24 protein-coding genes and 1 other RNA gene are annotated in these 26,319 nt (G+C 38.7%); 12 read left to right on the top strand and 13 right to left on the bottom strand.

The window, feature by feature from the left end:
- Window positions 1-3: 3 nt before the first annotated feature.
- On the bottom strand, window positions 4-2,031 hold the full coding sequence (locus ACKGJN_RS08475; protein WP_409539048.1) for a urocanate hydratase: 2,028 nt from the start codon (window positions 2,029-2,031) through the stop codon (window positions 4-6).
- A gap of 95 nt (window positions 2,032-2,126) precedes the next feature.
- Between ACKGJN_RS08475 and ACKGJN_RS08470 the strand changes: the two genes are divergently transcribed.
- Complete coding sequence (locus tag ACKGJN_RS08470) at window positions 2,127-2,606, top strand: copper resistance protein NlpE (RefSeq protein ID WP_409539047.1); 480 nt, start codon at window positions 2,127-2,129, stop codon at window positions 2,604-2,606.
- A gap of 16 nt (window positions 2,607-2,622) precedes the next feature.
- Here the strand turns inward: ACKGJN_RS08470 and ACKGJN_RS08465 are convergent, their stop codons facing one another.
- On the bottom strand, window positions 2,623-2,793 hold the full coding sequence (locus ACKGJN_RS08465; protein ID WP_409539046.1) for a DUF5522 domain-containing protein: 171 nt from the start codon (window positions 2,791-2,793) through the stop codon (window positions 2,623-2,625).
- Window positions 2,794-3,220: 427 nt separating this feature from the next.
- On the opposite strand from ACKGJN_RS08465, the gene ACKGJN_RS08460 reads away from it, so the two are divergent.
- From ACKGJN_RS08460 to hemL, 3 genes are read left to right on the top strand one after another with little or no spacing between them, the layout of a single operon-like run.
- A complete protein-coding gene (locus ACKGJN_RS08460; RefSeq protein ID WP_409539045.1) occupies window positions 3,221-4,171 on the top strand; it encodes a 1-aminocyclopropane-1-carboxylate deaminase/D-cysteine desulfhydrase in 951 nt (316 codons plus the stop codon).
- The gene (locus ACKGJN_RS08455; RefSeq protein WP_409539043.1) at window positions 4,161-4,946 is read left to right on the top strand and encodes a glucosaminidase domain-containing protein; all 786 of its coding nucleotides are present in this window, start codon (window positions 4,161-4,163) and stop codon (window positions 4,944-4,946) included. The genes ACKGJN_RS08460 and ACKGJN_RS08455 overlap by 11 nt, the downstream gene beginning before the upstream one ends.
- Window positions 4,947-4,961: 15 nt before the next feature.
- Window positions 4,962-6,248 carry a glutamate-1-semialdehyde 2,1-aminomutase gene (gene hemL, locus ACKGJN_RS08450; RefSeq protein WP_409539041.1) on the top strand — a complete coding sequence of 429 codons (1,287 nt, stop codon included), beginning with the start codon at window positions 4,962-4,964 and terminating at the stop codon, window positions 6,246-6,248.
- A gap of 292 nt (window positions 6,249-6,540) precedes the next feature.
- Here the strand turns inward: hemL and ACKGJN_RS08445 are convergent, their stop codons facing one another.
- Window positions 6,541-6,945, bottom strand: a complete 405-nt coding sequence (locus ACKGJN_RS08445) for an acyl-CoA thioesterase (protein ID WP_409539040.1) — start codon at window positions 6,943-6,945, stop codon at window positions 6,541-6,543.
- Entirely contained in the window at window positions 6,942-7,994 is a 1,053-nt protein-coding gene (locus ACKGJN_RS08440; RefSeq protein ID WP_409539039.1) for a glutaminyl-peptide cyclotransferase, read from the bottom strand. Before ACKGJN_RS08440 ends, ACKGJN_RS08445 begins: the two co-directional genes overlap by 4 nt.
- A gap of 87 nt (window positions 7,995-8,081) precedes the next feature.
- On the opposite strand from ACKGJN_RS08440, the gene ffs reads away from it, so the two are divergent.
- The 3 genes from ffs (at window position 8,082) to fsa (ending at window position 9,767) form a co-directional block, all read left to right on the top strand.
- An RNA gene (gene ffs / locus ACKGJN_RS08435) (signal recognition particle sRNA small type) lies at window positions 8,082-8,180 on the top strand.
- Window positions 8,181-8,221: 41 nt separating this feature from the next.
- Window positions 8,222-9,040 (top strand): SDR family oxidoreductase, encoded by an 819-nt coding sequence (locus tag ACKGJN_RS08430; protein ID WP_409539038.1) that lies wholly within the window; start codon window positions 8,222-8,224, stop codon window positions 9,038-9,040.
- A 73-nt stretch (window positions 9,041-9,113) separates the two neighbouring features.
- Entirely contained in the window at window positions 9,114-9,767 is a 654-nt protein-coding gene (fsa, locus tag ACKGJN_RS08425; RefSeq protein WP_409539036.1) for a fructose-6-phosphate aldolase, read from the top strand.
- An 86-nt stretch (window positions 9,768-9,853) separates the two neighbouring features.
- On the opposite strand, the gene ACKGJN_RS08420 is transcribed toward fsa, so the two are convergent.
- On the bottom strand, window positions 9,854-11,275 hold the full coding sequence (locus tag ACKGJN_RS08420; protein ID WP_409539034.1) for a hypothetical protein: 1,422 nt from the start codon (window positions 11,273-11,275) through the stop codon (window positions 9,854-9,856).
- Between the two features lie 182 nt (window positions 11,276-11,457).
- Between ACKGJN_RS08420 and ACKGJN_RS08415 the strand changes: the two genes are divergently transcribed.
- Complete coding sequence (locus tag ACKGJN_RS08415; RefSeq protein WP_409539033.1) at window positions 11,458-13,089, top strand: ABC-F family ATP-binding cassette domain-containing protein; 1,632 nt, start codon at window positions 11,458-11,460, stop codon at window positions 13,087-13,089.
- 121 nt (window positions 13,090-13,210) lie between these two features.
- On the opposite strand, the gene ACKGJN_RS08410 is transcribed toward ACKGJN_RS08415, so the two are convergent.
- From ACKGJN_RS08410 to ACKGJN_RS08400, 3 genes are all read right to left on the bottom strand, one after another.
- Entirely contained in the window at window positions 13,211-13,423 is a 213-nt protein-coding gene (locus ACKGJN_RS08410; RefSeq protein ID WP_409539032.1) for a hypothetical protein, read from the bottom strand.
- A complete protein-coding gene (locus tag ACKGJN_RS08405) occupies window positions 13,413-13,661 on the bottom strand; it encodes a putative signal transducing protein (protein WP_409539031.1) in 249 nt (82 codons plus the stop codon). The genes ACKGJN_RS08410 and ACKGJN_RS08405 overlap by 11 nt, the downstream gene beginning before the upstream one ends.
- A 72-nt stretch (window positions 13,662-13,733) precedes the next feature.
- Window positions 13,734-14,456: a hypothetical protein gene (locus ACKGJN_RS08400; protein WP_409539030.1), complete on the bottom strand. Its 723-nt coding sequence runs from the start codon at window positions 14,454-14,456 to the stop codon at window positions 13,734-13,736.
- Between the two features lie 93 nt (window positions 14,457-14,549).
- On the opposite strand from ACKGJN_RS08400, the gene ACKGJN_RS08395 reads away from it, so the two are divergent.
- Window positions 14,550-14,786, top strand: coding sequence for a hypothetical protein (locus tag ACKGJN_RS08395; RefSeq protein WP_409539029.1), 237 nt, complete (start codon window positions 14,550-14,552; stop codon window positions 14,784-14,786).
- A gap of 110 nt (window positions 14,787-14,896) precedes the next feature.
- Here the strand turns inward: ACKGJN_RS08395 and pheT are convergent, their stop codons facing one another.
- Window positions 14,897-17,323, bottom strand: a complete 2,427-nt coding sequence (pheT, locus tag ACKGJN_RS08390) for a phenylalanine--tRNA ligase subunit beta (protein ID WP_409539028.1) — start codon at window positions 17,321-17,323, stop codon at window positions 14,897-14,899.
- Window positions 17,324-17,494: 171 nt separating this feature from the next.
- Window positions 17,495-19,600 carry an ATP-dependent DNA helicase RecG gene (gene recG, locus ACKGJN_RS08385; RefSeq protein WP_409539027.1) on the bottom strand — a complete coding sequence of 702 codons (2,106 nt, stop codon included), beginning with the start codon at window positions 19,598-19,600 and terminating at the stop codon, window positions 17,495-17,497.
- 148 nt (window positions 19,601-19,748) lie between these two features.
- Here recG and ACKGJN_RS08380 point away from each other — a divergent pair, with 148 nt between their 5' ends.
- The 3 genes from ACKGJN_RS08380 to ACKGJN_RS08370 are packed head-to-tail and all read left to right on the top strand — an operon-like array spanning window position 19,749 to window position 23,692.
- On the top strand, window positions 19,749-21,866 hold the full coding sequence (locus ACKGJN_RS08380) for a M1 family metallopeptidase (RefSeq protein ID WP_409539026.1): 2,118 nt from the start codon (window positions 19,749-19,751) through the stop codon (window positions 21,864-21,866).
- Complete coding sequence (locus ACKGJN_RS08375) at window positions 21,867-22,769, top strand: patatin-like phospholipase family protein (protein ID WP_409539025.1); 903 nt, start codon at window positions 21,867-21,869, stop codon at window positions 22,767-22,769.
- Window positions 22,769-23,692, top strand: a complete 924-nt coding sequence (locus ACKGJN_RS08370) for a patatin-like phospholipase family protein (protein ID WP_409539023.1) — start codon at window positions 22,769-22,771, stop codon at window positions 23,690-23,692. Before ACKGJN_RS08375 ends, ACKGJN_RS08370 begins: the two co-directional genes overlap by 1 nt.
- 16 nt (window positions 23,693-23,708) lie before the next feature.
- Here ACKGJN_RS08370 and ACKGJN_RS08365 read toward each other — a convergent pair whose 3' ends face one another.
- The 3 genes from ACKGJN_RS08365 to ACKGJN_RS08355 all read right to left on the bottom strand — a co-directional run bounded on the left by ACKGJN_RS08365 (window position 23,709) and on the right by ACKGJN_RS08355 (window position 26,241).
- On the bottom strand, window positions 23,709-24,230 hold the full coding sequence (locus ACKGJN_RS08365) for a DUF7935 family protein (protein ID WP_409539022.1): 522 nt from the start codon (window positions 24,228-24,230) through the stop codon (window positions 23,709-23,711).
- Between the two features lie 128 nt (window positions 24,231-24,358).
- Entirely contained in the window at window positions 24,359-25,654 is a 1,296-nt protein-coding gene (locus ACKGJN_RS08360) for an amidohydrolase (RefSeq protein WP_409539021.1), read from the bottom strand.
- A gap of 38 nt (window positions 25,655-25,692) precedes the next feature.
- A complete protein-coding gene (locus tag ACKGJN_RS08355) occupies window positions 25,693-26,241 on the bottom strand; it encodes a DsrE family protein (protein ID WP_409539020.1) in 549 nt (182 codons plus the stop codon).
- Window positions 26,242-26,319 lie beyond the last annotated feature (78 nt).

Genomic DNA, 26,319 nt, shown 5'->3' with positions numbered 1-26,319 from the left:
AGTCTAATCTAAAAATAAAGAATCTTCAACAATATTGGGCATTGTGATTTTAAGCTTCTTTTCGATTTCCATTGCACGATTCACAGAGAAAATAGCCTCTTTATTTCGGGCCCAGGAACGTCTTGCCAGCCCATTGGTCACATCCCAAAATAACATGGAACGCAATTTATCTTCAGACTCTTTTGAACCATCAAGAACCATACCGAATCCCCCGTTTATAACCTCTCCCCAGCCAACTCCACCGCCATTATGAATGCTCACCCAGGTAGCTCCGCGGAAGCTGTCTCCAATAACATTTTGTATCGCCATATCGGCTGTGAATTGGGAGCCATCATAAATATTAGAGGTTTCTCTGTAAGGAGAATCGGTTCCCGAAACATCATGATGATCTCTTCCAAGGATCACGGGACCAGAAAAAGCGCCTTCAGCTATAGCGTCGTTAAAGGCTTTTGCGATTTCAATTCTTCCTACAGCATCCGCATATAAGATCCTGGCTTTGGAACCTACGACGAGCTTGTTGTGTTTAGCAGTTTTTATCCAGTGGATATTATCCTGAAGCTGGGACTGGATCTCGGCCGGTGCATTTTCTTTGAGTTTTTCTAAAACCCCGGCGGCAATAGCATCGGTTTTATCGAGGTCTTCCTCCAAGCCCGAAGCGCAAACCCATCTAAAAGGGCCAAAACCATAATCAAAACACATTGGCCCCATAATATCCTGTACATAGGAAGGGTATGCCCAATTGGTATTGTTTTCATCTACTTCCCTGGAGCTTACAAATTCCCCGTCTTTATCTTTAAAGATTTTAGCTCCGGCCCTGGAAGCCTCCAATAAAAAGGCATTTCCATAATCAAAGAAATAGGTTCCTTTTTTGGAATGCTTATTTATTGCCTCGGTTTGTCTACGAAGGCTTTCCTGTACTTTCTCTTTAAATTTATCCGGGTTTTTCGCCATCATTTCATTGGATTCCTCAAAACTCATTCCCGCAGGGTAATATCCGCCTGCCCAGGGATTATGTAGGGAGGTTTGGTCACTGCCCAAATCTATATAAATATCTTCCTTATCAAAATGTTCCCATATTTCAACGATATTCCCCTGATAGGCCAGGGAAACCGATTCCTTATTTGTTTTGGCAATTTTAACCCTTTGCGTAAGAGGATCCAGATCTGTGAAAACTTCATCTACCCAGCCCTGACTATTTCTTGTGTTTACCGCTTTTGGGTTTACTTCGGCACAAACGGTAATGCATCCGGCAATATTTCCGGCTTTTGGTTGTGCTCCGCTCATTCCCCCAAGTCCGGAAGTGACAAAAAGTGCACCGTCTTCCTGTTTTTTGGAGATTTTCCTTAATGCGTTTAAAACTGTAATGGTTGTCCCATGAACAATCCCTTGCGGTCCTATATACATATAGCTTCCGGCTGTCATCTGTCCATATTGGGTAACCCCAAGCGCATTGAATTTTTCCCAGTCGTCAGGTTTTGAGTAATTCGGGATCATCATCCCATTGGTAACCACAACCCGGGGAGCATTGGTATGTGAAGGAAAAAGCCCCATAGGATGGCCGGAATAGATTACCAGGGTTTGGTCATTTTCCATTTCTGAAAGATATTTCATCACCAGTAAATACTGCGCCCAGTTTTGAAATACTGCTCCGTTCCCACCATAAGTGATCAATTCCTCCGGATGTTGGGCAACATCGGGATCCAGGTTATTCTGGATCATAAGCATAATTGCTTTTGCCTGAAGACACCTCCCTGGATATTCTTCTACCGGCCGGGCATAGATCTTATATTCGGGCATAAAACGGTACATATAGATTCTTCCGTAGGTTTCCAGTTCATTTCTAAATTCCGGAAGGAGCACAGAATGATGTTTTGGATCAAAATACCGAAGCGCATTTTTTAGGGCAAGGATTTTATCCTCTTTATTGAGAATATCCTTCCGTTTAGGAGCGTGGTTAACAGAAGTGTCGTATGGTCTTATGCTTGGTAATTCTTCAGGAATTCCCTGTGAAAGCTGTTCTTTAAAATTCATTAATTATGTTTTGGTTAGATCCTTTTTAAAGTACCATAAAATTAAGAACTTTCATATATTTAGACCTTGTTTTATAAATTAAAAACTCCAATAAAATGATAAAATCAATCCTGTATATTTTGATGTTGTTTTGCATTCTTTCATGTAAAGATGAAAAAGAAGCTGCAGAAACAATTGAAAATACCGCTAAAACTGAATCGGACATTGCTTCTGAAAAGATATCGGAAATCAAAGATGGCCATACTTCTGAAAATTCCCTGGATTGGGAAGGGTCTTATTCCGGAGTGCTTCCCTGCGCAGATTGTGAGGGGATAGATACCCGTCTCATTCTCCGTAAAGACCAAACATATCAACTGAAGCTTCGCTATTTAGGAATTCCTGAAAAAGAAAGTCAGGATTTTATTTCTGAAGGTAAATTTAGCTGGGAAGTTGATGGGAATAATATACTACTTGAAGGCGAAAAAGTGGATTTTCAAAATTTTAAGGTCGGGGAGCTTTTTCTAATGCCGTTGGACAAAGATGGGAATGAACTTAAGAGGATGCCCGGCAATAATTTTAAATTATTGAAATCTTAGGGGTCACATAAAAAACCTATTTAAGAGTCCCTGTTTTTTTATCGAAACCGTAAGGACAATGCCTGCATCCGCTTTGACAGCAATGGCCTCGCTTCAAGTGGTATTGTTCGGTGAAACATTTATATCCCTCTGGAGTCAGATAATAATCTCCTTCTTCCAGATCGATTTTTTTATTGTAAAAACTCATGCTGCAAAATTACAAATTCTTACTTTGAAACTGTGATCCTGATCGTAAACAAATATTTACTCAGTAAAAAATTCAGGGGCATCAGCCTTTGGCCATTTGTGATTATAAGGAAGAGAGAAGACTCCAGCGATCCGGTTTTCCTAAATCATGAGCGAATTCACCTGCACCAGCAACTGGAATTATTCATTATTCCTTTTTACATATGGTATGTCGCAGAATTTAGTATCAGATATTTTCAAACGAAAGATTTTCACCGGGCATATCGCAATATCTCATTTGAGCGGGAAGCTTATACTAATGAAAGTAATTTAAATTATCGTATTTCGAGAAAGCGTTGGAATTTTTTAGGTTACCTAAATTTTAAAAATAAAGAAAATTAGGCATCGGGGGTTTCTTAATCCGGCTGGTTTTTTTGAATCTTTGCAGCATGAGGGAACCACTGAATTTTAGTTTAAAAAATTCTCCAAATGAACTAATCTGGAAATTTGAAAGTTCCAATAGTTCGCTTTTCTTAAAAAGGGAAGATCTTCTGCATCCTGAAGTTTCAGGGAATAAATTCAGAAAATTAAAATATAATTTACAGGAAGCCAAAAATCAGAAAAAGCGATTGTTACTCACTTTTGGCGGAGCCTTTTCAAATCATATTTCGGCGGTAGCTGCTGCCGGAAAAATTACGGGATTTAAAACCATTGGGATCATAAGAGGAGAGGAATTAGGGAAAAATTTGGAAAGCACCCTTAGGGAAAATCCAACCTTAAGATTTGCAGCGAGCCAGGGAATGGAGCTGTGGTTTGTTTCAAGGGATGAATACAGGCAGAAGGATCAAGCGTATTATATAGAGAATTTAAAACATCAATTAGGTGAATTTTACCTGCTTCCGGAAGGCGGGACCAACGCTTTAGCGATAAAAGGTTGCCAAGAGATTCTTTCAGAATCCGACAAAGATTTCGACTTTATTTGCTGTTCCGTAGGCACCGGTGGAACAATCTCAGGGATAATTGATTCCGCAGAAGCTTCTCAGAAAGTCCTTGGGTTCCCCGCATTAAAGGGAGATTTTTTAAGATCTGATATTTCCGGATTTACCTCGAAAACCAACTGGGAGCTCATTAAGGATTACCATTTTGGCGGTTATGCTAAAATTTCTTCAGAATTGATCACATTTATAAATGAATTTCAACAAAAAACCAACATAGCACTGGATCCGGTTTACACCGGAAAGATGATTTTTGGTATTTTTGATATGATGGAACGGTCTGCATTTCCTGAAAATTCCCGTATTTTAGCCATTCATACGGGAGGATTGCAAGGTATTGCCGGAATGAACAAGGTATTATCAAAGAAAAATCTGCCCTTAATCGATGTTAGGAATGAAATTTAGTCGCTATTTAATACTGATAGTAATCCTGGTTTTTGCTGCTTCCTGCGGAAGTAAGAAAAAGGCTGTTTCCGGTAAAACCGAAGAAAAACAGGCTGCTTCAGAAGTTTCCTTAGGAGAAAGAACGGAGCTTCCTCAAAAACGCTATGCCGATGTGGTTGAGGATTATATATCAGAATTTTCAGTAATCGCACAGGAAGAAATGAGACTTTATAAAATACCAGCCAGTATTACCCTTGCACAAGGGATTCTGGAATCGGGTGCCGGAAGGGGAGACCTTACAAGGAGGGCAAATAACCATTTTGGAATAAAATGTCATGACTGGGAAGGCGATAAAGTGTACCACGATGACGATCTTTCCCAGGAATGTTTTAGAAAATACAGTGATCCAAAATTTTCCTACCGCGATCATTCCTTGTTTTTAAGCGAGCGATTGCGTTATGCAAAATTATTTGAACTGGATGAGGATGATTACCAGGGTTGGGCAAAAGGTTTGAGAGCTGCCGGATATGCTACAGACAGGTTGTATCCCGCAAAGCTGATTAGTTTGATAGAACGGTATGAGTTATATAATTATGACGCGGAAGTCCTTGGGGAAATAACAAGAAAGTCTTCCATTGCTCAAAAGGGTGGAACTACGCACTATGTGAGGAAAGGAGATACTTTATATTCAATTGCTAAACGCTATAATACGACAGTAGAAGTGCTGCAGAGAAATAATAATTTAAGAGGAACGGAAATTTCCATAGGTCAGGAATTAACTGTGGAATCCAATTAAAAATGTTTAAAAAATATGATTTATAAAAGAAGTAGCGCATTGTTTGAAGATGCACAAAAAGTGATCCCGGGTGGGGTGAATTCTCCGGTACGTGCTTTTACGGCGGTAGGAGGAGATCCTGTTTTTATTGAAAAAGCGGAAGGGGCTTATCTTTTTGATGCAGATGGAAACAAGTATATAGATTATATCAATTCCTGGGGTCCAATGATCCTTGGACATGCGCACAAACCTGTTGTGGATGCTATCATTGAAAAAACCAAACTGGGAACCTCCTTTGGAACTCCTACTGAAGTTGAAACAAAAATCGCCGAACTGGCGGTAAAAATGGTCCCTAATATTGATAAGATCCGTTTTGTGAATTCCGGTACCGAGGCTTGTATGAGTGCGGTAAGGCTTGCGCGGGGATTCACATCAAAAGAGAAGATCATTAAATTCGCGGGTTGTTACCACGGGCACAGCGATTCTTTTTTGATACAGGCCGGAAGTGGTGCGATGACGTTTGGTACACCCAACAGTCCCGGGGTTACCCAGGGAACGGCAAAGGATACCTTGCTTGCAAAATACAACGATCTTAAAAGTGTATCGGAACTGGTTGAATCCAATTCTGGTGAGATCGCCTGTATCATCCTGGAACCGGTAGCTGGAAATATGGGATGTATCCCACCTCAAAATGGATTTCTGGAAGGCCTTAGAAGATTATGCGATGAACATGATATTTTACTGATATTTGATGAAGTAATGACCGGATTCAGACTGGCTCCGGGTGGAGTTCAGGAACGACTTGGAGTAAAAGCAGATCTGGTGACTTTTGGAAAAGTGATTGGCGGTGGTTTGCCGGTTGGAGCTTTTGCAGGCCGTGCCGAAATCATGGATTATCTCGCACCCATCGGGCCGGTTTATCAGGCCGGAACTTTGAGCGGAAACCCGCTGGCTATGGCCGCCGGACTTGCTATGCTTACCGAACTCGATGAAAACCGTACTATTTTTGAGAGTATAGATAAAAAAACGGCTTATTTGCATTCAGGTATGGAATCTGTCCTGAAATCCAACAATGTTGCCCATACCATTAACAGGATAGGATCAATGATCTCTGTGCATTTTTCTGAACAGCCTGTTAATGATTTTGAATCGGCTGCGCACGGGAATAATCATTTATTTAAAGAGTTTTTCCGCGGAATGCTGGAAAACGGGATCTATATAGCACCAAGTGCTTTTGAAACCTGGTTTATAACAGATGCCCTTTCTTACGAAGATCTTGACAGGACCATAGCGGTGGTGGGGAAAATAACGAAGGATTTTTAATCCCACTGGAAGGGTTAAGGAATTAAAGTATAACTGAAACCACCCCGGTCTTTGGCCTCCCCTCCTTCTGAGGAGGGGGGCTTTTATATTTTTTAAATTTTAAGTTTGTTTAAAATAATAAGAAAAAACAAAGGGCTCCTTTCCTTTGAAGGGAAGGTGGATTAATAGGAACCAGGATGTTTCTGATTTACCAGGATTCTACGGCCGATTAAGACGGAAGGTTTAAGGAACTAAATTATAACTGCAATCACCCCGGCCTGATACCTGAATTTGACTATCACGAAACCATCTTCTATTTATAAAACACCCGAACCATCTCTTCCGTAATTTTTACGGGCTTTTTGGTTTTATAGTCCATCAAACACCAGGTAGATTTTGCTTTTATAAGAACTTCCTGGGTTTTCTTATTCAAAATGTTTACCAGTCGCTGTGAGGTTACATGGGTGTGCTCCCCAACATATGTCTGCAATAATAATTCATCATCCAGGAATGCCTGTCCTTTATAATCGATCTCGTGGCGTATCACTATCCAAAAATAGTCTTCCTTAATCTCGTCACTTGCGCGGACGTTCCAGTGTGCTTTAGCGATATCTTCCATCCATTGCACATACCGCACATTGTTTACATGCTGCAGTTCATCAAGATCTGCCTTGGTAACCTTAATGGTTTGTTCAAAAATTTCGGGGCTCAGGCTCATTTTTTTATAATTTCAACTTCAAATAATTTATCCCAGTTCTTTCCGGTCACATAGATTTTTTTGGTATTAGGATTGTATGCGATCCCGTTTAAAACATCCAGGTCCGGATGTTGTGTTACTTTGTCCCGAAGCCCCTGAAAATTGATAAGACCTTCTATTGCTCCATTTTTCGGATTAATAATCGCTACTCCATCTTTTTGGTAAGTGTTTGCGTAGATTTTTCCTTCTATCCATTCCAATTCATTCAATTGAGTGGATATGGAACGGTGGGTTGTGGGTTGGATAAAACTTTCTTCAGCTAAGGTAGTGCCATTTAAAATCCATATTTTTTCGCTTCCATCGCTTTTATAAAATTTCTTTCCATCATTGGTGAGCCCCCAGCCTTCTTTACTTTGATTGTATTTAAAACTTCCAGTTTGTTTTAAATCTGCAATATCGTAAATCAAACCTTCACCTTCATTCCAGGTAAGTTGGTAGATCTTATCGTTTAAAACAGAAAGGCCTTCCCCAAAATATCGGTCGGCCAGATCTACCTTTTTAAGGATTTCTCCGGTTTCAAAATCGGTCTTACGTAACGATGAATTTCCGTACTGCCCGGTGCTTTCATATAAAGTATCCTTATAAAATTCTAAACCCTGCGTATACGCTTTTTGATCATGGGGATAGGTATTGATTATTTTATAGGTATAAATTTCCGGTAGGTTATTGTTGAAAATTTTTACACCAATCTGTATACTGTCTGTTTTTCCTTCGGAATATACCAAAGCCTGAATATTTTGATTCCCGAGTTTCTGATCTTTCAGCTGAAGACTGGCTGAAGTTTTATCTGATTTTTCCAGTAAATGATCTTCAAAATAAAAGCTGACAGAATCGATTTCCCTGTTTTTCGGATTTTTTACAGCAACTTCCAGGGTCTCTCCAAGTTGAAATTCGGTCTTCGAATCCATAAGACTCAAAGAAAAATCACTGATTTTTTTTCCGGAATTACTTCCGCAGGAAATCAATGTGAGGTTTAATATAAACAGTAACAGGAGGTTAGAATTTTTCATGAAAATGTGGGTATTTACTGAAGGCTAAATTAATTAAATCAATCTAAAAAATCCTTGTAAAATGTATCAAAGATTGTATCTTTGCCCCGGCAAGTCCCACACAACCAGCTCCTGCTGAATCCCCCAGGGCGGGAACGCAGCAAGGGTAAGTGGTCGTAGCGGTGTGATGTGGGTCGCTTGCCATTTTTTGTGTCTGATATTTAATTTTTATCGCATCTTTGTGATCTATGAAAACAGATACTTCTTCAAAAGTTGTCCTTATCACAGGTGGTTCTTCAGGAATTGGAAAATCCATAGGTGAATATTTAAAAAGCAAAAATTTCATTGTTTACGGTACCAGCAGAAATCCTGGCAAGATCGCCAATTTTCCATTTTCACTTGTTGCGCTTGATGTTACCAGGAATGAGACTATTACTGCGGCAATTTCAGAAATTATTAAAAAGGAGGGGCGTATAGATGTCTTAATCAATAACGCGGGAATTGGGATCACGGGTCCTATTGAGGAAACTCCGGAAGTGGAGATCAAAAAAGCCTTTGACACCAATTATTTTGGTCCTTTAAATGTTATAAAAGCGGTTTTGCCCCTTATGCGACAGCAGGGGGAAGGACTTGTAATTAATATTACCTCCATTGCAGGATATATGGGCTTGCCTTACCGAGGAATATATTCTGCCACCAAAGGTGCTTTGGAATTAACGACGGAAGCTTTTAGGATGGAATTGAAAGACTTTAATATAAAAATGACCAATGTTGCGCCGGGAGATTTTGCAACTAATATTGCTGCCGGAAGATACCACGCACCGGTTCTGGAAACTTCACCTTATAAAAAGGCTTACAGCAATACCCTGGATATAATGAACCAGCATGTGGCATCCGGAAAAGATCCTCAGTTGATGGCAAAAGCAATTTATAAAATCATCCATACAAAAAATCCCAAAGGACATTATAAAGTAGGGGAGCCCTTGCAAAAATTTTCCATTGCACTTAAGCGCATTTTACCGGATAAAGTATATGAGAAAATGCTCCTTAAACATTATAAATTGTAATTTCGCGAAAAAATAGCTTTCCTGTTACCCGGGAGTTGCTTAATATAAAAGTAAAACCTTAAAATACACAACTATGAAATTTTTTATTGATACTGCAAATCTTGACCAAATAAAGGAAGCCCAGGAACTTGGAGTTCTTGATGGGGTTACTACTAATCCTTCCCTTATGGCCAAGGAAGGGATTACAGGAAGGGAAAACATCATCAATCATTACAAAAAAATATGTGAGATCGTAGATGGAGATGTGAGTGCGGAGGTAATCGCTACAGATTTTGCCGGGATCGTGAAAGAAGGGGAAGAACTTGCAAAATTGCATGATCAAATAGTGGTAAAAGTTCCAATGATTAAAGAAGGGATTAAAGCTATTAAATATTTTAGTGATAAAGGGATCCGCACAAATTGCACCCTGGTTTTTTCTGCGGGACAGGCATTATTAGCAGCTAAGGCAGGTGCTACCTATGTTTCTCCATTTATAGGAAGACTAGATGATATTTCAACAGACGGTTTAAACCTGATTGCAGATATTCGGTTGATTTACGATAATTATGGATTTGAAACCCAGATTCTTGCGGCTTCAGTAAGACACAGTATGCATATTCTGGAGTGTGCTAAAATTGGTGCCGATGTTATGACAGGACCACTTTCTTCTATTGAAGGTCTTTTAAACCATCCGCTTACAGATAGTGGACTGGCAAAATTCCTGGCAGACTATAACAAAGGGAACTAAGAATTATAACTTATTATTCTTAATAAACAGAACCCCCGAAATGTGAATTTAGGGGGTTCTGTTTTTATTTTATAAAACCAGCTATTTCACTGACTAATAAATTCAAGAATACTTGTTTCCAAATCGGGTGCGTTCAATTGAATATCCCCTTTGATTATGGTTCCGGAAGGATCCATAAAGAGCATTTTATTTAAATAATTTTTCAATAAACCCTCTTTCACCCGAATCATGTCGGGTTGATATTCAAATTCCGGATTATAAGAATTATTTTTAATTACCCTTTTCCAAATTTCGGTTTGATCCTTATCTATGTTGATCCCTATAAAATTGATTTCAGGATATTTAAATCTAAGATCTTTAATGATCTTATGCGCCAATCTGTGATGTCCTTGTTCGCTTAAGGACCAATGGAAAGTAACTATAGGTTTTGTGGAAATATTTTTTAACTGCACGGTTTCCCCAGTTGTAAGGACTAATTTTAACTCGCCAATATTATTTCCCGGAAGTAAGCTTCCCTGGATTTCTGCCATTTGTTTTAGGTCTGTCAGCGCATTTCCTTCATAGTTAATTTCCTCAATCAGTTTCAGGATCGATTTAATTTCCCCCAGGCTGGTAGAAAAAATAATCCCCTGTGCGGCAAGCCTTTCAAGAAAAGGATTCTTGATGTTTTTATTTTGAATAAGGGAATCCGTCATTAAAATCCTTCTTCTAATATTCTCCACACTTATAAGGTTGGAACAGGAATGCCCGGCAATGTTATTTTTATTGCAATTTTCCACAGAAACAGTTCGTATATAATCGTCAATCAGGTTTAAGTACAAATAATAATTTTGAAACTGTTCATCATTAAAATTAATATTTTTACGATACTCATGAAAATCACCCGGAATTTTATCGATATACTCTCTTTGGTATTTATGGATTAAAAGGGCGTATCGTTCTCTTAAATCATAATACTCGTAATTGATACTGGTTTTTGCCAGTTGGTAGAATTCTTCTGAAAACTCTTTTTTTACATTTATTTTATCCAGCTCTTGGTGCCGCACTTCTCTTATGGAATCTGTTTTTCGGGCAAATTCTATGGGTTCTACTTTATAATAGGAAAGAATGAGGTCGTTATTTTTCTGATTTAAAAGATAAATATTTGTGATGAAATTGCTTTTATCAGCACCTTTTCCACTAAAATTTATAGATTCATCAAATGCTAAGGTGTTTACCCAAATCAATGTGCTATCTCCCGGTTCCAGATACATCACTTGATTTTCGGGCGGGTGCCTGAAAACATACAATCCAGCTTCAATATTCTTAAGCTTTCCACTAAACTTGTTATTTTCATTTAAATAAAGAGTATCCAGGATGACATTATTTTTAGAGATAATAACATATTCACTTGTTGGATTGGCAATTTGCCCCCCTATATAAGTGTCATCTAAACCATTAGTTTCCTTTTTGCAGGAAAAAAATGTCAGAATTGCAAAAAATACTATAAGAGCTGTTTTTATGTTCATATTAGGTTTTAAGAGCAAGTGAGGTTGATCCTAAAGTTCACGGTATTTAATACAAAAGTAATTTTTGCCTTTCCGGAGCTATGTTAACTGCACGTTAAAAGGGTTATTTAAAACGTTAATCTTTTATGAAGTGGGCAATATTAGCTACTTTTGCAAAAATTATTAGAAGAAAATAAAAATTTATGTTATCAGTTTCAAATCTTTCGGTTCAATTTGGTAAGCGCGTGTTGTTTGATGAGGTTTCTACCAGTTTTACACAAGGAAATATTTATGGGATTATTGGTGCCAATGGTGCCGGGAAATCTACGTTTTTAAACATACTTTCAGGAAAATCTGAGCCAACCAGCGGAAGGGTTTTTCTGGAACCCGGTAAGCGTATGTCTGTTTTGGAGCAAAATCATAATTTGTATGATGAATATCCGGTTTTGGAAACAGTGATTATGGGTAACAAGCCTCTTTACAAGATCAAGAAAGAAATGGACGAGATCTATGCCAAGGAGGATTTTAATGATGCCGATGGGGAACGGGTAGGAGTGCTACAGGTTACTTTTGAGGAAATGGACGGCTGGAATGCCGATAGTAACGCTGCTTCCCTGCTTTCAAATTTGGGAATAAAGGCGAATTACCATTATACCCAAATGAAAGATCTTGACGGACAGCAAAAAGTGAGGGTTCTTTTAGCCCAGGCACTTTTTGGAAATCCGGATGTATTGATCATGGATGAGCCAACCAACGATCTGGATTATGAAGCAATTCTTTGGCTGGAGAACTTTCTTGCCAATTATGATAATACGGTGATCGTGGTTTCTCACGACCGTCACTTTTTGGATTCAGTTTGCACGCATATATCCGATATAGATTTTGGGAAAATAAATCATTTCAGCGGAAATTATACTTTTTGGTATGAATCGTCTCAGCTTGCAGCAAGACAGCGATCTCAGCAAAATAAGAAGGCAGAAGAAAAGAAAAAAGAATTACAGGAATTTATAATGCGTTTCAGCGCGAACGTGGCCAAGTCAAAACAGGCTACTTCGCGTAAAAAGATGATTGATAAACTGAATATTGAAGAGATCAGGCCATCCAGCAGAAGATATCCTGCCATTATTTTTGACAGGGAGCGGGAAGCCGGGGATCAAATCTTAAACATTGAAGGTCTGCAAGCATCCATAGAAGGGGAAACCATCTTTAAAAACATAGATCTAAACCTTAAAAAAGAAGATAAGGTGGTTGTGTTTTCAAGAGATTCACGGGCGACTACTGCATTTTATGAGATTCTTAACGGCAATGAAAAGCCGGTTTCAGGAACTTTTTCCTGGGGGATCACCACTTCCCAATCGTATTTGCCACTGGATAATTCTGGATTTTTTGAGAACGACCTAACCCTGGTTGATTGGTTACGCCAATGGGCTAAGACTGAAGAGGAACGGGAAGAGGTTTATATTCGCGGATTTTTAGGAAAAATGATTTTTAGCGGAGAGGAAGCGCTTAAAACTTCAAGGGTATTATCTGGAGGGGAAAAAGTTCGTTGTATGCTAAGCCGAATGATGATGATGCGCGCCAATGTCCTGATGTTGGATGAACCTACCAATCACCTGGATTTGGAATCTATTACCGCATTCAATAATTCCCTTAAGAATTTTAAAGGAACTGTATTATTTACTACTCATGACCACGAATTTGCACAAACAGTAGCAAACCGTATCGTGGAATTAACTCCTAGCGGTGTAATTGACAGGTATATGACGTTTGACGAATATATGGATGATAAGAAAATCCGGGAGCAAAGGGATAAAATGTATGCAGTAAAGGCATAATCCAGCTCTCAATCCCTGAGTTTACTCCAAGGGAATTGACCACAACCAAAAAGCGGGAATTCCATTTAGGAGTTCCCGCTTTTTGGTTGAAATTATTGGATGTTAAGTGCTAATAATTTTGTTAAAGGCCTTTGTTATATTTCCAGAGGTCATATAAACCAAAAGCAATAAACCCTATGGCCAGTATAAGTCCAAGGGTGTCATCCTGAAAATTATTTTCTGAAAGAACATATAGCCGGTAGCTTCCGTAGATCAAAAAAAGCAGTCCTAAGACCAGGTTCCAGATGTTCTTTTTCTTTGGAACTCCGTTAATATTCTCGTTGTTATTCTCCATCTGTATAGTCTTTTGGGAAGGTGGTCTTGGCGATTTTTAATGCTTCGTCTAGATGCGATTTTAGTGCGAATAACTGAACCTGGCCAGGCAGTCCTCCACCAAATCCAGCCCTTAATCCCGAGTCAAAATCATTTCTAACCCTTGATGCAATCCCAGCTTTTTCAAAAAGCTCCTGCAGGTATTGAACATTTGTTTCAGAGCCCGTGTAAACCCTTTCGTAACTATCGTCTGTACTCATAATTCTTGATTTTCGATCTAAGATACACAGAACAATAGAAATCAATATGTTTTTTTAAAAGAGTTTAACGCATCAGGCGTTATAAAATCTACTTCTCCAAATGGAAGAACTAAAATTCTTACCCAATTTGACTCCATAAAATATTGAAATTCCTCCAACCCATTTTATCATAAAGAAATAGATCATAAAAAATTCGGAGGTGGTTTGTTGTTTGGAAAATAATCCTTCGGGCACCATTGCGGTTAATATCAGGCTTATAAGAAGCACGAAACCAATGAAATTTTCCAGGTTTCTGAAAGGCCACATCATCACTTTCCTTAACGGATGTAAATCCCTGCCCCAGGAATGTATAAGATAATAATATTGATTTCCTATAGGAGCAAATAAAAGCGGATCGTCTGAATTTTTCAATTTAAACACCTTGGCCGGAGCCATGATCTTAAAACCCTTCAGGCTTGTATTATGGTTTTTTTCAAGATGTTTTATTTTTGAGATCGCTTGATAAGGTAATTCTGCTTTAAAGAGGGCGCTGTTCAAAAACCGAAGCCGGTAGTCAATACATATACGCTCTATGTCTGAAAGATGATAAATGTTATCGCCTTCCAAAAGATCAAAATCAAAAATATTGGATTCCTCAACTTCGGAATCATCGTTAAGGCTATCCAAAATTATACGATCCTTTCGACTTTCCACTTCAAAAATCCGCTGAACTTGTTCCATTAAGTTTTCCTGGGAAATCCTTTTGTTTCTGAAATTTAAAATTTTTTCGGGAATGTGGGTTCTCTTTATTTTCATCTTCATCGACTTAACCTAATTACTAATTTAAATAATTGATCCTTAACCAACAACGCTTTATTGAAAATAAATTTTCTAACCATAATTTACTTTTTGAGACCTGAAACGCATGTTAATTTCATATTAATTCGATTAAAATTAATAATCGTCCAGTTTATTACTGCATTCATTAGAAAATACGGAAATGGAACAGCGACTTTTAAAACTGTTAATGGTGTTGAGTTAAAAGCGATGTTAGATGGCGGAGCAGTTAAGTTAAATAACTATGATGAAAACCAGTCTAATGGTGTAATTCACCTAATCGATACCATGCCTTTTCCCGCAAAATAGAATTTTATCCTTCCTGATAAATTTTTAGTATAGAAAAAGTCCTTTTCAGAATTTCTGAAAAGGACTTTTTCTGTTAATCCGGTTGACTGAATTAGAAATAACCGCTTTTATTACCTTAATTCCGCCTTGAGCTCTTCCTCAAAGCGGTGCTTTAATTTTTTCATAACCTTATCGACCTGCTTGTCGGTAAGGGTTTTATAATCATCCTGAAATGTAAAGCTTACCGCATAGCTCTTTTTGCCTTCCGGCAGATTATTACCCTGATAAACATCAAATAAACTCACCGATTTAAGCAATTTTTTTTCAGTTTGCTGTGCGATTTCTTCTACTTGCCGATACATTACTGAATCATCCAGAAGCAAGGCGAAATCTCTTCGTACAGCAGGGAATTTTGGAATGTCGGTAAATTTGTTCTTTTGTGATTTGGTGGTTTCAATGATTAGATCCCAATTAAAATCGGCGTAAATAACTTCCTGAGCGATATCAAAATGTTTTAAAACCGATTTCTTCAAAACCCCGAATTCTACAAGTTTCGATTTGCCCAAACTCAGGATTAATCCTTCAGAAAAAACATCCGATTTGAACGCGGCTGATTTTAAATCTTTAATTCCCAATCGTTCAAAAACACTTGAAATAATTCCTTTCATAAAGAAAAAACTTCCTCCGTTTTTAGAAAAGCTCCAACTTTCCGGGAATCTGTTCCCTGAAACAATCAAACTTAAATGCTTGGTTTCTTCTCTTCCGCCTGGGTAGTTGTGATAGGTTTTTCCAAACTCAAATAATTTAAGATCGGTTCTCTTTCTGTTGATATTATAGCTTATCGCTTCCAGACCTGAAAACAATAAAGACTGACGCATTACCGAAAGATCCTGACTTAAAGGATTCAGTATTTTCACGTCGTTTTCTTCTTTTAGATTTTCGGTTAAACGGGTATATACTGCGGAAGTAAGGGAATTTGCCATCGTTTCATAGAACCCCTGACCTACTAATTGGTTTGCAACATGATTCTGAAGTTTGTAATCTTCAAATTTTGTTGAGTTTGCAATGGATGCATTAAATTTAGTCCCGAATTCAATCTTGTTGTATCCGTAAACCCGTAATATTTCCTCAATAACATCGGCTTCACGCTGTACATCTACGCGATAGGAGGGAATGGTGAGGCCCATTCCGGTTTCGGTAACATTGTTTACGCGAATCTCCAGGGATGCAAGAATAGATTTAATGGTTTCTTCGGCAAGATTCTGCCCAATGAGTTTATTTACTTTTTCAAAGGTCAGGAATACCTGGAAGTCTTCAAATTTCTTGAAATACAAATCGTCAATATCACTGGTGATCTCTCCTCCGGCCAGATCCAGGATAAGCAAGGCGGCACGTTTTAAAGCATATTCTGTAATATTAGGATCTATTCCTCTTTCGTACCTGAAGGAGGCGTCTGTGTTCAGGCCATGTCTCTTTGCGCTTTTACGAACGCTAACAGGATTAAAATAGGCACTTTCTATAAATATTTTTGTGGTGTCTTTAGAAACAGCGCTGTGCAAACCGCCAAAGATTCCGGCCAGCGCCAGGGGTTTTTCTGCATCACAAATCACGAGATCTTCTTCGTGAAGTTCGCGTTCCACTTCGTCCAGCGTAGTGAATTTTGTGCCTTTGGGCAAAGTTTTTACATTGATCTCATCACCAGCAATTTTTTCGGCATCAAAAAAATGTAAGGGCTGTCCCAGCTCGTGCATCACATAATTTGAAATATCTACGAGGTTGTTTTTAGAGTTGATCCCAATGGCTTTTAACCTGTTCTGCAGCCATTTTGGAGATTCTTTCACCTGTATTCCGGAAACGGTAATTCCGCAATATCTTGGCGCAAGGGCAGAATTTTCTACCTTTATTGGAATTCTAAAACTCCTGCTATCTACATGAAAAGCACCTACCGAAGGTGTGATGAGCTCCAGGCTGATATCCTGTTGCTGATATCCCGCCTTAAGATCCCTGGCAACGCCCCAATGGCTCATAGCATCGGCACGGTTAGGGGTTAGTCCTATTTCAAAAACATGATCATTTTCAATATCAAATATTTCAGAAACAGGTTTTCCGGGAATAAGATCAGCTTTCATCACCATAATTCCTTCGTGGCTGGTTCCAAGGCCGAGTTCTTTTTCTGAACATACCATTCCTTCACTTGCTTCCCCGCGGATCTTACCTTTTTTAATCACAAAGGATTCCCCTTTTTCATCATACAACGTAGTTCCTATAGTTGCAACCGGAACTTTTTGTCCTTCGGCAATATTAGGGGCACCACATACAATTTGAAGAACCTCTCCATTCCCAACATCAATTTTGCAAAGTTGTAATTTATCGGCATTGGGATGTGAAATACAGCTTTTTACATGCCCAACAACAATTCCCTGCAGTCCGCCTTTTATACTCTGAAAGTCTTTAATTCCTTCTACCTCCAGGCCAAGATCTGTAAGTAAATGACCTGTTTCTTCAGGGGTATTTGGGAGTTTTATAAACTGCTTAAGCCAATTGTATGAAATCTTCATCGGATACTTTTTTCGAGTGCCAAAGATAGTATTACTAATAGTTTTGGCATAATGTGAATTTTGTTTTTTAAAGCTAATAATAATGATCCCAATATAGATTAAAGGGCAGCTTAGCTGCAAAATCAAAACAAAGCAGTTTTTCTGGCGTATTTAAGATGAGATTTAAATCCCTTAGCTGATATAATTCCAGATATTCTTGTGGACTCCCAGTTGCTGAAAAGTATATCCAATCATTTTATTTTTAGGCATTTTCATTTCTGGATCTTCGGCCAAAAGTTGTTTTGCATAAAACCTGGCCGATTGCAGGATCTGGTTGTCCCTTACAATATCGGCTATTTTGAGGTTGAGCACCCCGCTTTGCTGGGTTCCCATAAGATCCCCGGGGCCGCGAAGTTTCAAGTCAACTTCAGCGATTTCAAATCCGTCGCTGGTGGAAACCATGGTTTCCAATCGTGTTTTAGCATCCGATGAGAGTTTATGGCTTGTCATCAGGATACAATAACTCTGTTCGGCTCCCCGGCCAACCCGTCCTCTCAACTGGTGCAACTGCGATAATCCAAATCTTTCAGCGCTTTCAATAATCATTACACTGGCGTTGGGAACATTTACCCCAACTTCAATTACCGTAGTGGCGACCATGATCTGGGTTTCGCCTTTAACAAAACGTTGCATTTCAATCTCCTTATCGGCAGGTTTCATTTGCCCGTGCACGATGGAAATTTGATATTCCGGCATTGGAAATTCCCTTGCAATACTCTCATAACCGTCCATAAGATCCTTGTAATCCATGGTTGCCGATTCCTGGATCAAGGGATAAACTATATAAATTTGTCTTCCCTTTTGGATCTCATCCCTTATAAATTTGAAGACTTTTAATCGATTGCTATCGTACCTGTGAACGGTTTTTATTTCCTGTCTTCCGGGTGGTAATTCATCTATTACAGAAACGTCCAGATCTCCATACAAACTCATCGCCAGAGTTCTTGGAATTGGGGTAGCGGTCATCACTAAAATATGCGGGGGCAAATGATTTTTTTGCCATAATTTTGACCGCTGCGCTACTCCAAAACGATGTTGCTCATCGATGATTGCAAGGCCTAAATTCTTAAATTTCACCTTGTCCTCAAGGAGGGCATGGGTGCCAATTAAGATGTTTATTTCCCCGTTTTCCAGTTTTTCGTGGATTTCCCTTCTCTTTGAAGTCTTACTTGAACCAGTGAGTAGGTAAATACTGGTTTTCAAATCTTTACATAATTCCATTAACCCATTGTAGTGCTGTACTGACAAAATTTCAGTAGGAGCCATTAAACAAGCCTGAAAATCGTTGTCAAGCGCTATAAGCATTGACATGAGCGCCACTATGGTCTTCCCTGAACCAACATCTCCCTGGAGCAAGCGATTCATTTGTGCCCCGCTGCCCAAATCGCTCCTTATTTCCTTGATCACCCGCTTTTGTGCACCGGTTAATTGGAAGGGTAAATGTTCCTGATAGAACTCCCCGAAATTTTCTCCCACCTGTTCAAAAACAAAGCCTTTAATTTTTTGTTTATGGAGCATATTTTTAATCAGAAGCTGAAGCTGAATGTAAAATAATTCTTCAAATTTCAACCGGAATTGTGCTCTTGCAAGCAGCTCCTGGCTCTTCGGAAAATGAATATTAAACATGGCTTCTGCCCGGGAAATAAGTTTCAATTCTTCCTTTATCTCTTCCGATAAAGTGTCGTAAAATCTTCCGCCGGTTTCTATAAAAAGTTGTTGCATCAACTTATTTATAACCCGGTTTGTAATTCCTGCTTTGGTGAGTTTTTCTGTAGAAGGATAAACCGGTTGCATGGCCGTGCGCAAATTCTTTTGGTGTTCCTCCAGCAATTCCATTTCCGGATGCGGCATATTGAACATTCCATTAAACCAGTTTGTTTTTCCAAAGATCACATAAGGAGTATTGATCTTTATATTTTCCCGGATCCATTTCTGACCCCGAAACCATACCAATTCCATTTTTCCGGTATCATCAATAAATTCAGCCACCATCCTGCTGCCCCTTTTTTGATCTACGGTTCTTATATTGATTATCTTTCCCACTACCTGGACTTCAGCTGTGTTTTGCTGCAGTTCGTTAATCTTGTAAAACCTGGTTTTATCAATATAGCGGTTGGGGAAAAAGTTGATGAGATCCTGGTAGGTGTGAATGCCTAATTCCGTACGAAGCAATGCTGCCCGGTTGGGACCAACTCCTTTTAAATAATCGATGGGGGTTTGTAACAGGTTTGCATTCATAAAACGAAGATATTAAATCTGCTATCAAACTTCCTCAATGTTGAAATAATATTGTAATTGGCCATTTCTATAAGTATTCAAAATCCGGTATGCTGCAATTATAATGGCTGGATTTTGTAATTTGCCTGAAATAAGGCCAACTATTTTTATGAGATCTAAATTTCTTCTGCTATTTCTGCTTTTAACAATACCAGGGTTTTCGCAATATGATGCTTCCCGGGATCAAAATAAGGTGGTAGATTTTAAAGATGTACTTGCTGAAGTTTCCATATTTCCTTCGGAAAAAAGGGTAAAAGGAACGGTAGATTTCAGTTTTGATATCCTTCAGAAGGTGGATTCTATCTTTATAGATGCTAAAAACATGAAATTTGAACATGTGATTTTCAACGGGAAACCTGTAAAATTTCACAATGACAGTTCCCGGCTTTGGTTGATCTCCAAATTCAGGCCTTCAGAAGAAAACAATTTAAAATTCAGTTATTCTGTACAACCGAAGCAGGCGATGTACTTTATAAACTGGGATTTCCCGGAGAAAATGGAAATCCCAAAGCAAGTGTGGACCCAGGGACAGGGTAGAAATACCTCCAATTGGCTTCCCAGTTTCGACGATATGAGAGAGAAGTTGGTTTTCGATTTAAAAATTAAATTTAAATCGGGATACGACGTGATCGCGAATGGAAAATTGATCGAAACCAAAATTTTAAACGATTCCATAACTCAATGGTACTATGATATGGATCAACCAATGAGCAGTTACCTGGTTGGGATTGTTGCTGGAAATTATCTGCATAAAGAAATTGAATCGGCTTCCGGAATACCAATTTTGCTTTACTACAATATTTCAGAAGAGAATAAGGTAGAACCAACGTATCGGTATTCAGAAGAGATCTTTAATTTTCTGGAAAAGGAAATAGGCGTTCCATACCCGTGGCAAAATTATAAGCAAATTCCGGTGCAGGATTTTTTGTATGCCGGGATGGAAAACACGGGAACAACTTTTTTTTCTAATTCCCTGATGGTGGATTCTATAGCTTTTAATGACCGGAATTATGTAAATGTAAATGCGCATGAATTGGCTCATCAATGGTTTGGGAATTTAATAACCGAAACCAACGGAGCCAACCACTGGCTCCACGAGGGGTTTGCAACCTATTACGCATTGCTGGCAGAAAAGGAGCTTTTTGGAGAGGATCACTTTTATTGGAAGCTCTATGAAACTGCAGAGCAACTAAAGGAATTAAGTGATTCCGGCAAGGGAGAAGCCCTTTTAAAAGTTGGCGCCGGTTCCTTGACCTATTACCAAAAAGGGGCGTGGGCATTGCATATTTTAAAAGAAAAGCTGGGAGAAGAAGCTTTTAGAAAAGGGGTGAAAAACTATTTGGAAAAATATGCTTTTAAAAATGTTACCACTGATGAATTTCTGTTTGAAATGGAAAATGCATCGGGGATGGATCTATCTCAATTTAAAAAAGATTGGTTACTGCAGTCTGCATTTCAGGGAACCCAGGCTTTAAATTCCTTGAAAAAGTCAGAATTCATCACAAATTATTTGGAAATAGCTGCTTTAAGGGAACTCCCATTATCCCATAAAAGCGAACTCTTATCTACAGCCCTGGATTTTCCGGTAAACGATTATATTGGATTGGAAGTTGTTTATCAAATTGCAGGAGAGCAGGATGCCGAAGCGCTTAAACTTTACAAGAAAGCCTTCAGCAGCGGAAATCTTTATGTAAGACAGGCTATTGCCTTAAGTTTGCAGCCAGTTCCAGGGGAGTTAAAATCCGAATTCAGAAGTCTTTTGAATGATAAATCGTATATCACTATTGAAAATGCGCTTTTGAAGTTGTGGATGCAATTTCCGGATCAGGCGGAGGAGTTTCTGGAAAAGACCAACGATATGGAAGGCTTTTCAAACAAAAATATCCGAATGTTATGGCTGGTCCTTAACCTTGTTAGCCCTGAAGTGAACCCAGAACACACGGGAGATTATTACAAAGAACTATCAGGATATACCCGGGAATATTATCCATTTGAAGTAAGGGAAAATACTTTTGGATACCTTTACCAGTTAAATGCATTCAGCGATCAGAATTTGCTGGATTTGTTGAATGCTACACAGCATCATACCTACAAATTCAGGGATTTCAGCAGAAAATTATTAGACACCTTGTTGAAAGAAGAAGAATATCGTAAAAGTTATGTAGCTTTAAGGGAGCAAATTTTTGGAAGAGAACTTGAATTTTTAAAAACTAAGCTAAACTTATAGATGCGGGCACTTGTAATTTCAGGAGGAGGCAGTAAAGGAGCATTTGCCGGAGGTGTAGCTCAATATTTAAGAGAAGTTCAGGGTAAGGATTATGATCTTTATTTGGGCACCTCAACAGGAAGTTTGCTCATCTCTCATTTAGCCCTGGATAAAACTCAAAAGATAAAAGAAGTATTTACTTCGGTTACCCAAAAAAGCATCTTCAGCAGCGTTCCATTTAAGATAAAACGCGTCCATGGACAAGATCAGATTAGTATTGATCATTTTAATGTGGTTCGGAATTTTATAAAGGGTAAAAAAACCTTCGGCGAAAGCCTGAACCTGAAAAAACTTATCCTTGAAACTTTAAGTCCGGAGGAATTTGAGAAACTGAAAGCTTCTCAAAAAGATATTGTAATAACGGTGTCCAACTTATCGTTGAATGAAGTAGAATATAAGTCGATTAAGGATTATGGATATGAGGATTTTTGTGAATGGATATGGATTTCTTGTAATTATACGCCATTTATGAGTTTGGTTAAAAAAAATGGATGTGAATATGCCGATGGTGGCCTGGGTTCCATGGTGCCAATAGAAGAGGCTATTAAGAGAGGTGCAACTCAAATTGATGCGATTGTGCTTCAAACCGAAGTTACTTATTTTAACAGGATGCCTTCAAAAAATGTTTTTGCACTTATAATTAATCTGTTTAGTTTTATGCTGGACAGAATTGAAAATCAGAATATTCGAATCGGGAAATTTGCAGCTGCAAATAAAGATGTGATCATTAATTTTTATTACACCCCCACGGTTTTGACCACCAATTCTCTTATTTTTGATAAAATAAAGATGGAAAGCTGGTGGGAAAGTGGATTTAGTTTTGCTAAATTTAAAAATGAAGAGTTAACCCAAATTGAACCTTAATGCGAGCATTGGTAATTTCAGGAGGGGGCAGTAAAGGAGCCTTTGCAGGCGGTGTTGCTCAATACCTGATGGAAGAAGAAGGCAAAAAATATGATCTTTTCCTGGGAACTTCAACCGGAGGGCTTTTGATCCCGCATCTAGCCGACGGAAATATTACCAAGATCCACGATATTTATACCAATGTTACCCAGCAAAAAATTTTTAGCGTTAATCCATTTGTTGTAAAAAAGAAGGATGGACGCGAATATGTTTCCATCAATTATTTTAATACGTTTTGGCAATTTATCAAGCAGAAAAGGACCTTTGGGGAAAGTAAAAATTTGCAAAAGGAGATCCGAAAGCATTTTAGCGAAGAGAATTTTCTTTCAGTAAAAAACAGCGATAAAGATGTAATAGTCACTGTTTCCAACCTTTCCAAAAACCGGGTGGAATATAAATCGATAAGGGATTTTGATTACGATGATTTTTGTGAATGGATCTGGATTTCCTGCAACTATATTCCCTTTATGAGTCTGGTTACAAAAAACGGCTACGAATATGCCGATGGAGGTTTGGGGTGCGTTGTGCCTATACGGGAAGCGATACGCCGCGGTGCTACAGAAGTAGATGCAATTGTTCTGGAAGCTGAAAACATGGAATATAATAAAGTGCTTGGAAAAAATCCATTTTCATTGATGATCAACCTTTTTGGATTTCTTCTGGATCAGGTGGAATACCACGATTTAGTGGAAGGAAGGCTGGCGGCTTTAAATAAAAAGGTGAAATTAAACACTTATTTCACGCCGGTACAACTCACGGAAAATTCGCTCATCTTCGATAAAAAAGCTATGACCCGTTGGTGGCAAGAAGGTTTTGAACATGCAAAAGAAAAAGCTTTGAAACAGAAAGCGGAAGCAGGATTCTTTAAACGTTACTTTTTTTAAATCGATTCGGTCTAAATTAAATAGTATTTCTCACTTCTTTCTTGATAAATTCCAGTGCCGCATCTGTTGGAGAAGTTTGATCCATGGAGCTGGTGAGGATCACTTCACGTAATTTTTCTGCGGAATCCATATCTTCACTCATTCCGGTCTTACGAATGATGCCTATAGTTGCATTTTTAGCTGTTTTTATCACGTTCCAGCATTCAGCAGAAAGGTATATTTGCTGCGCCAGGTTGTGTTCAAATTCCTGATCGATATTACGGATAAGCAGTTGTTCATACTCTTCTTTCGAATAATTCGATGGCTTAACTCTCAAAAGCAGTTTTCCCGGGGATATTCGCTCCAGAAGTAATGCCATTCTTTCGAAAGCCTGTAATTTTATTGGGAGCGCGGTTTTTTGATTTTCCTGTCTCAATAAAAACCTTCTTAGTTTTTCTTCGTTATCCACGTGCATTTTGAAAAAGTAATAGGAGATAGCACCTACAATTACTGCAGGTAAGAGGAAAAAAAATAACTGTATAATATTAATCTCGTCCATAGGCGACCTTTGAAAACTGATTTTTTTCAGTTTCGGTTTCTTGATTTATTAAAATGCAAATATAAAATATTTGTTCAATGGTATTTGGAGCTGATTTTTTTAGCTTGCTGTTTCAGAAAAAATATCGCTTATAAATTCAAATAATCCAGCGCCAGTTGAGACATTACTTTTACTCCAAGCAGCATTCCGTTTTCATCTATAAAAAAATCGGGAGTATGATGCGGCGCGGCTTCAGAAGTTCCCAATGGCTGTCCTCCCAGGAAAAAGTAAAATCCGGGAATTTCTTCCTGAAAAAAGGAAAAATCCTCTCCACCTGTGGTAGCCTTTACCAGTTCCACTTTTTCCGGACCCGCAACTTTTTGAAGCGTAGGCAGCATCTGCGCGGTTAGTTCCACATCATTAAAAGTAATCGCGGTGTTGTTTTGAATTTCAATAGTTGCTGTTCCACCAAATGCTTCGGCAATTGCAGGAACCATTTCCCTCATTCTCCTAAGGATCATTTCCTTCATGGCAGGGTCCAGGGTGCGTACTGTTCCTATCATTTCAGCAGTTTCGGGAATTATATTGAAGCGTACGCCGCTTGTTATTTTTCCGACGGTAATCACTGCCGGCGCATCTACCAGTCGGGATTCCCGGCTGATAATGGTTTGTAATCCATCAATAATTTTTGCGGAAATTAGAATGGGATCAACTCCGCTCCAGGGTGCCGATCCATGAGTTTGTTTTCCTTTAACATTTATTACGAAACGCTCTACAGCGGCCATAGTGCCTTCCGGCTTATAACGAAGGGTTCCCACCGGTGTTCCGGAATTGATATGCAACCCAAAAATCGCATCTACATCCGGGTTTTTTAACACTCCCTCTTTGATCATAACCGAAGCGCCGCCTTCTTCTCCCGGAGGCGGACCTTCCTCTGCCGGTTGAAAGATGAATTTTACGGTACCATTGATCTTGTCTTTGTTTTTTGAAAGAATTTCTGCAACCCCCATTAAAATAGCCGTGTGGGTATCGTGACCACAGGCGTGCATCACCCCGGTTTTTGCACCAAGAAATTCGGTTTCTACTGTGGATTTAAAAGGAAGATCATTTCTTTCAGTCACCGGTAAAGCATCGATATCGGCCCTTAGAGCGACTACTTTTCCCGGATTATCACCTTTTAAAACTCCAACAACCCCGGTTTTTGCAACTCCGGTTTGAACTTCCATTCCAAGGCTTTTGAGATGTGCCGCTATCTTTTCAGCGGTTTTAAATTCACGGTTGGATAATTCAGGGTTTTGGTGAAAATTCCGTCTCCATTCTATAACCTGTTGTTCCAGTTCTTCTGCTGCCAGGCTTATTTCAGGATCTATTTGCTGTGCGTTGGACGTAAAGCAGAAAAGAGTCGTAAAAAAGACAGCGACTAAGGTTGATAATTGATTTTTCATAGAATCGGTTTTTTTTGTGATTATTGTAAACTGAAACTTTATAAACGTATCAGCCGGTATCCATCATTTTGAAGCTGGATCAGGGCCGTCATTGCCGATAGGGAAATCTTAGCCTCCGGTATCCTTCTTTCTTTTGAAATATTTCTGGCGTGAGCTGTTTGCCCACATAAAATAATTTTAACTCCCGTTTCGTTTAAAGCCTCAAAAAGGGCGATATTTGGATTGTCTGTTTTATAAACCTCATTGTAGAATTCATTTTTGAGAAGCGTTTGTGCGGCCCCACCGTGCATTACAACATAGACATCCATGGAATTTAAAGGTTTTCCGGCTTCCACATGCATATTTAAAAACCGGGCAACAGCTTCCACATATCTGTTTAGTTCAGAAGGATCTTCAGAAGCCTTGGTGATATCAAAAACAACTTTATATTCTTCGGAAAGTGAAGTTTTATAATCGGGGTTTTCAATAGGGTAGGTTGGTCCAAAATTGGAAATTGGTTTCTCTGGTGTAACCTTGTTCTGTGCAAAACTTTCAGAAAAAATAAAAAGGAAACTCAGCAAAAACAGTACTTGAACTTTTTTGATCATAAACGCTTAGATTAAATGAAGATGCTAAATGTATTTAAAATATAGGTATTGACATAATTTAAGATTCGTTTGTTTAAA

This window comes from Gillisia xinjiangensis (genome assembly GCF_046298265.1).
GTDB classification, from domain to species: Bacteria; Bacteroidota; Bacteroidia; order Flavobacteriales; family Flavobacteriaceae; genus Gillisia; species Gillisia xinjiangensis.
This window is presented reverse-complemented; position numbering and strand designations above follow the sequence as displayed.

Bases quoted from the DNA above. Each gene is read 5' to 3' on its own strand.
- ACKGJN_RS08475 (WP_409539048.1), bottom strand. From the start codon at position 2,031: ATGAATTTTAAAGAACAGCTTTCACAGGGAATTCCTGAAGAATTACCA.
- ACKGJN_RS08470 (WP_409539047.1), top strand. From the start codon at position 2,127: ATGATAAAATCAATCCTGTATATTTTGATGTTGTTTTGCATTCTTTCA.
- ACKGJN_RS08465 (WP_409539046.1), bottom strand. From the start codon at position 2,793: ATGAGTTTTTACAATAAAAAAATCGATCTGGAAGAAGGAGATTATTAT.
- ACKGJN_RS08460 (WP_409539045.1), top strand. From the start codon at position 3,221: ATGAGGGAACCACTGAATTTTAGTTTAAAAAATTCTCCAAATGAACTA.
- ACKGJN_RS08455 (WP_409539043.1), top strand. From the start codon at position 4,161: ATGAAATTTAGTCGCTATTTAATACTGATAGTAATCCTGGTTTTTGCT.
- hemL (WP_409539041.1), top strand. From the start codon at position 4,962: ATGATTTATAAAAGAAGTAGCGCATTGTTTGAAGATGCACAAAAAGTG.
- ACKGJN_RS08445 (WP_409539040.1), bottom strand. From the start codon at position 6,945: ATGAGCCTGAGCCCCGAAATTTTTGAACAAACCATTAAGGTTACCAAG.
- ACKGJN_RS08440 (WP_409539039.1), bottom strand. From the start codon at position 7,994: ATGAAAAATTCTAACCTCCTGTTACTGTTTATATTAAACCTCACATTG.
- ACKGJN_RS08430 (WP_409539038.1), top strand. From the start codon at position 8,222: ATGAAAACAGATACTTCTTCAAAAGTTGTCCTTATCACAGGTGGTTCT.
- fsa (WP_409539036.1), top strand. From the start codon at position 9,114: ATGAAATTTTTTATTGATACTGCAAATCTTGACCAAATAAAGGAAGCC.
- ACKGJN_RS08420 (WP_409539034.1), bottom strand. From the start codon at position 11,275: ATGAACATAAAAACAGCTCTTATAGTATTTTTTGCAATTCTGACATTT.
- ACKGJN_RS08415 (WP_409539033.1), top strand. From the start codon at position 11,458: ATGTTATCAGTTTCAAATCTTTCGGTTCAATTTGGTAAGCGCGTGTTG.
- ACKGJN_RS08410 (WP_409539032.1), bottom strand. From the start codon at position 13,423: ATGGAGAATAACAACGAGAATATTAACGGAGTTCCAAAGAAAAAGAAC.
- ACKGJN_RS08405 (WP_409539031.1), bottom strand. From the start codon at position 13,661: ATGAGTACAGACGATAGTTACGAAAGGGTTTACACGGGCTCTGAAACA.
- ACKGJN_RS08400 (WP_409539030.1), bottom strand. From the start codon at position 14,456: ATGAAAATAAAGAGAACCCACATTCCCGAAAAAATTTTAAATTTCAGA.
- pheT (WP_409539028.1), bottom strand. From the start codon at position 17,323: ATGAAGATTTCATACAATTGGCTTAAGCAGTTTATAAAACTCCCAAAT.
- recG (WP_409539027.1), bottom strand. From the start codon at position 19,600: ATGAATGCAAACCTGTTACAAACCCCCATCGATTATTTAAAAGGAGTT.
- ACKGJN_RS08380 (WP_409539026.1), top strand. From the start codon at position 19,749: ATGAGATCTAAATTTCTTCTGCTATTTCTGCTTTTAACAATACCAGGG.
- ACKGJN_RS08375 (WP_409539025.1), top strand. From the start codon at position 21,867: ATGCGGGCACTTGTAATTTCAGGAGGAGGCAGTAAAGGAGCATTTGCC.
- ACKGJN_RS08370 (WP_409539023.1), top strand. From the start codon at position 22,769: ATGCGAGCATTGGTAATTTCAGGAGGGGGCAGTAAAGGAGCCTTTGCA.
- ACKGJN_RS08365 (WP_409539022.1), bottom strand. From the start codon at position 24,230: ATGGACGAGATTAATATTATACAGTTATTTTTTTTCCTCTTACCTGCA.
- ACKGJN_RS08360 (WP_409539021.1), bottom strand. From the start codon at position 25,654: ATGAAAAATCAATTATCAACCTTAGTCGCTGTCTTTTTTACGACTCTT.
- ACKGJN_RS08355 (WP_409539020.1), bottom strand. From the start codon at position 26,241: ATGATCAAAAAAGTTCAAGTACTGTTTTTGCTGAGTTTCCTTTTTATT.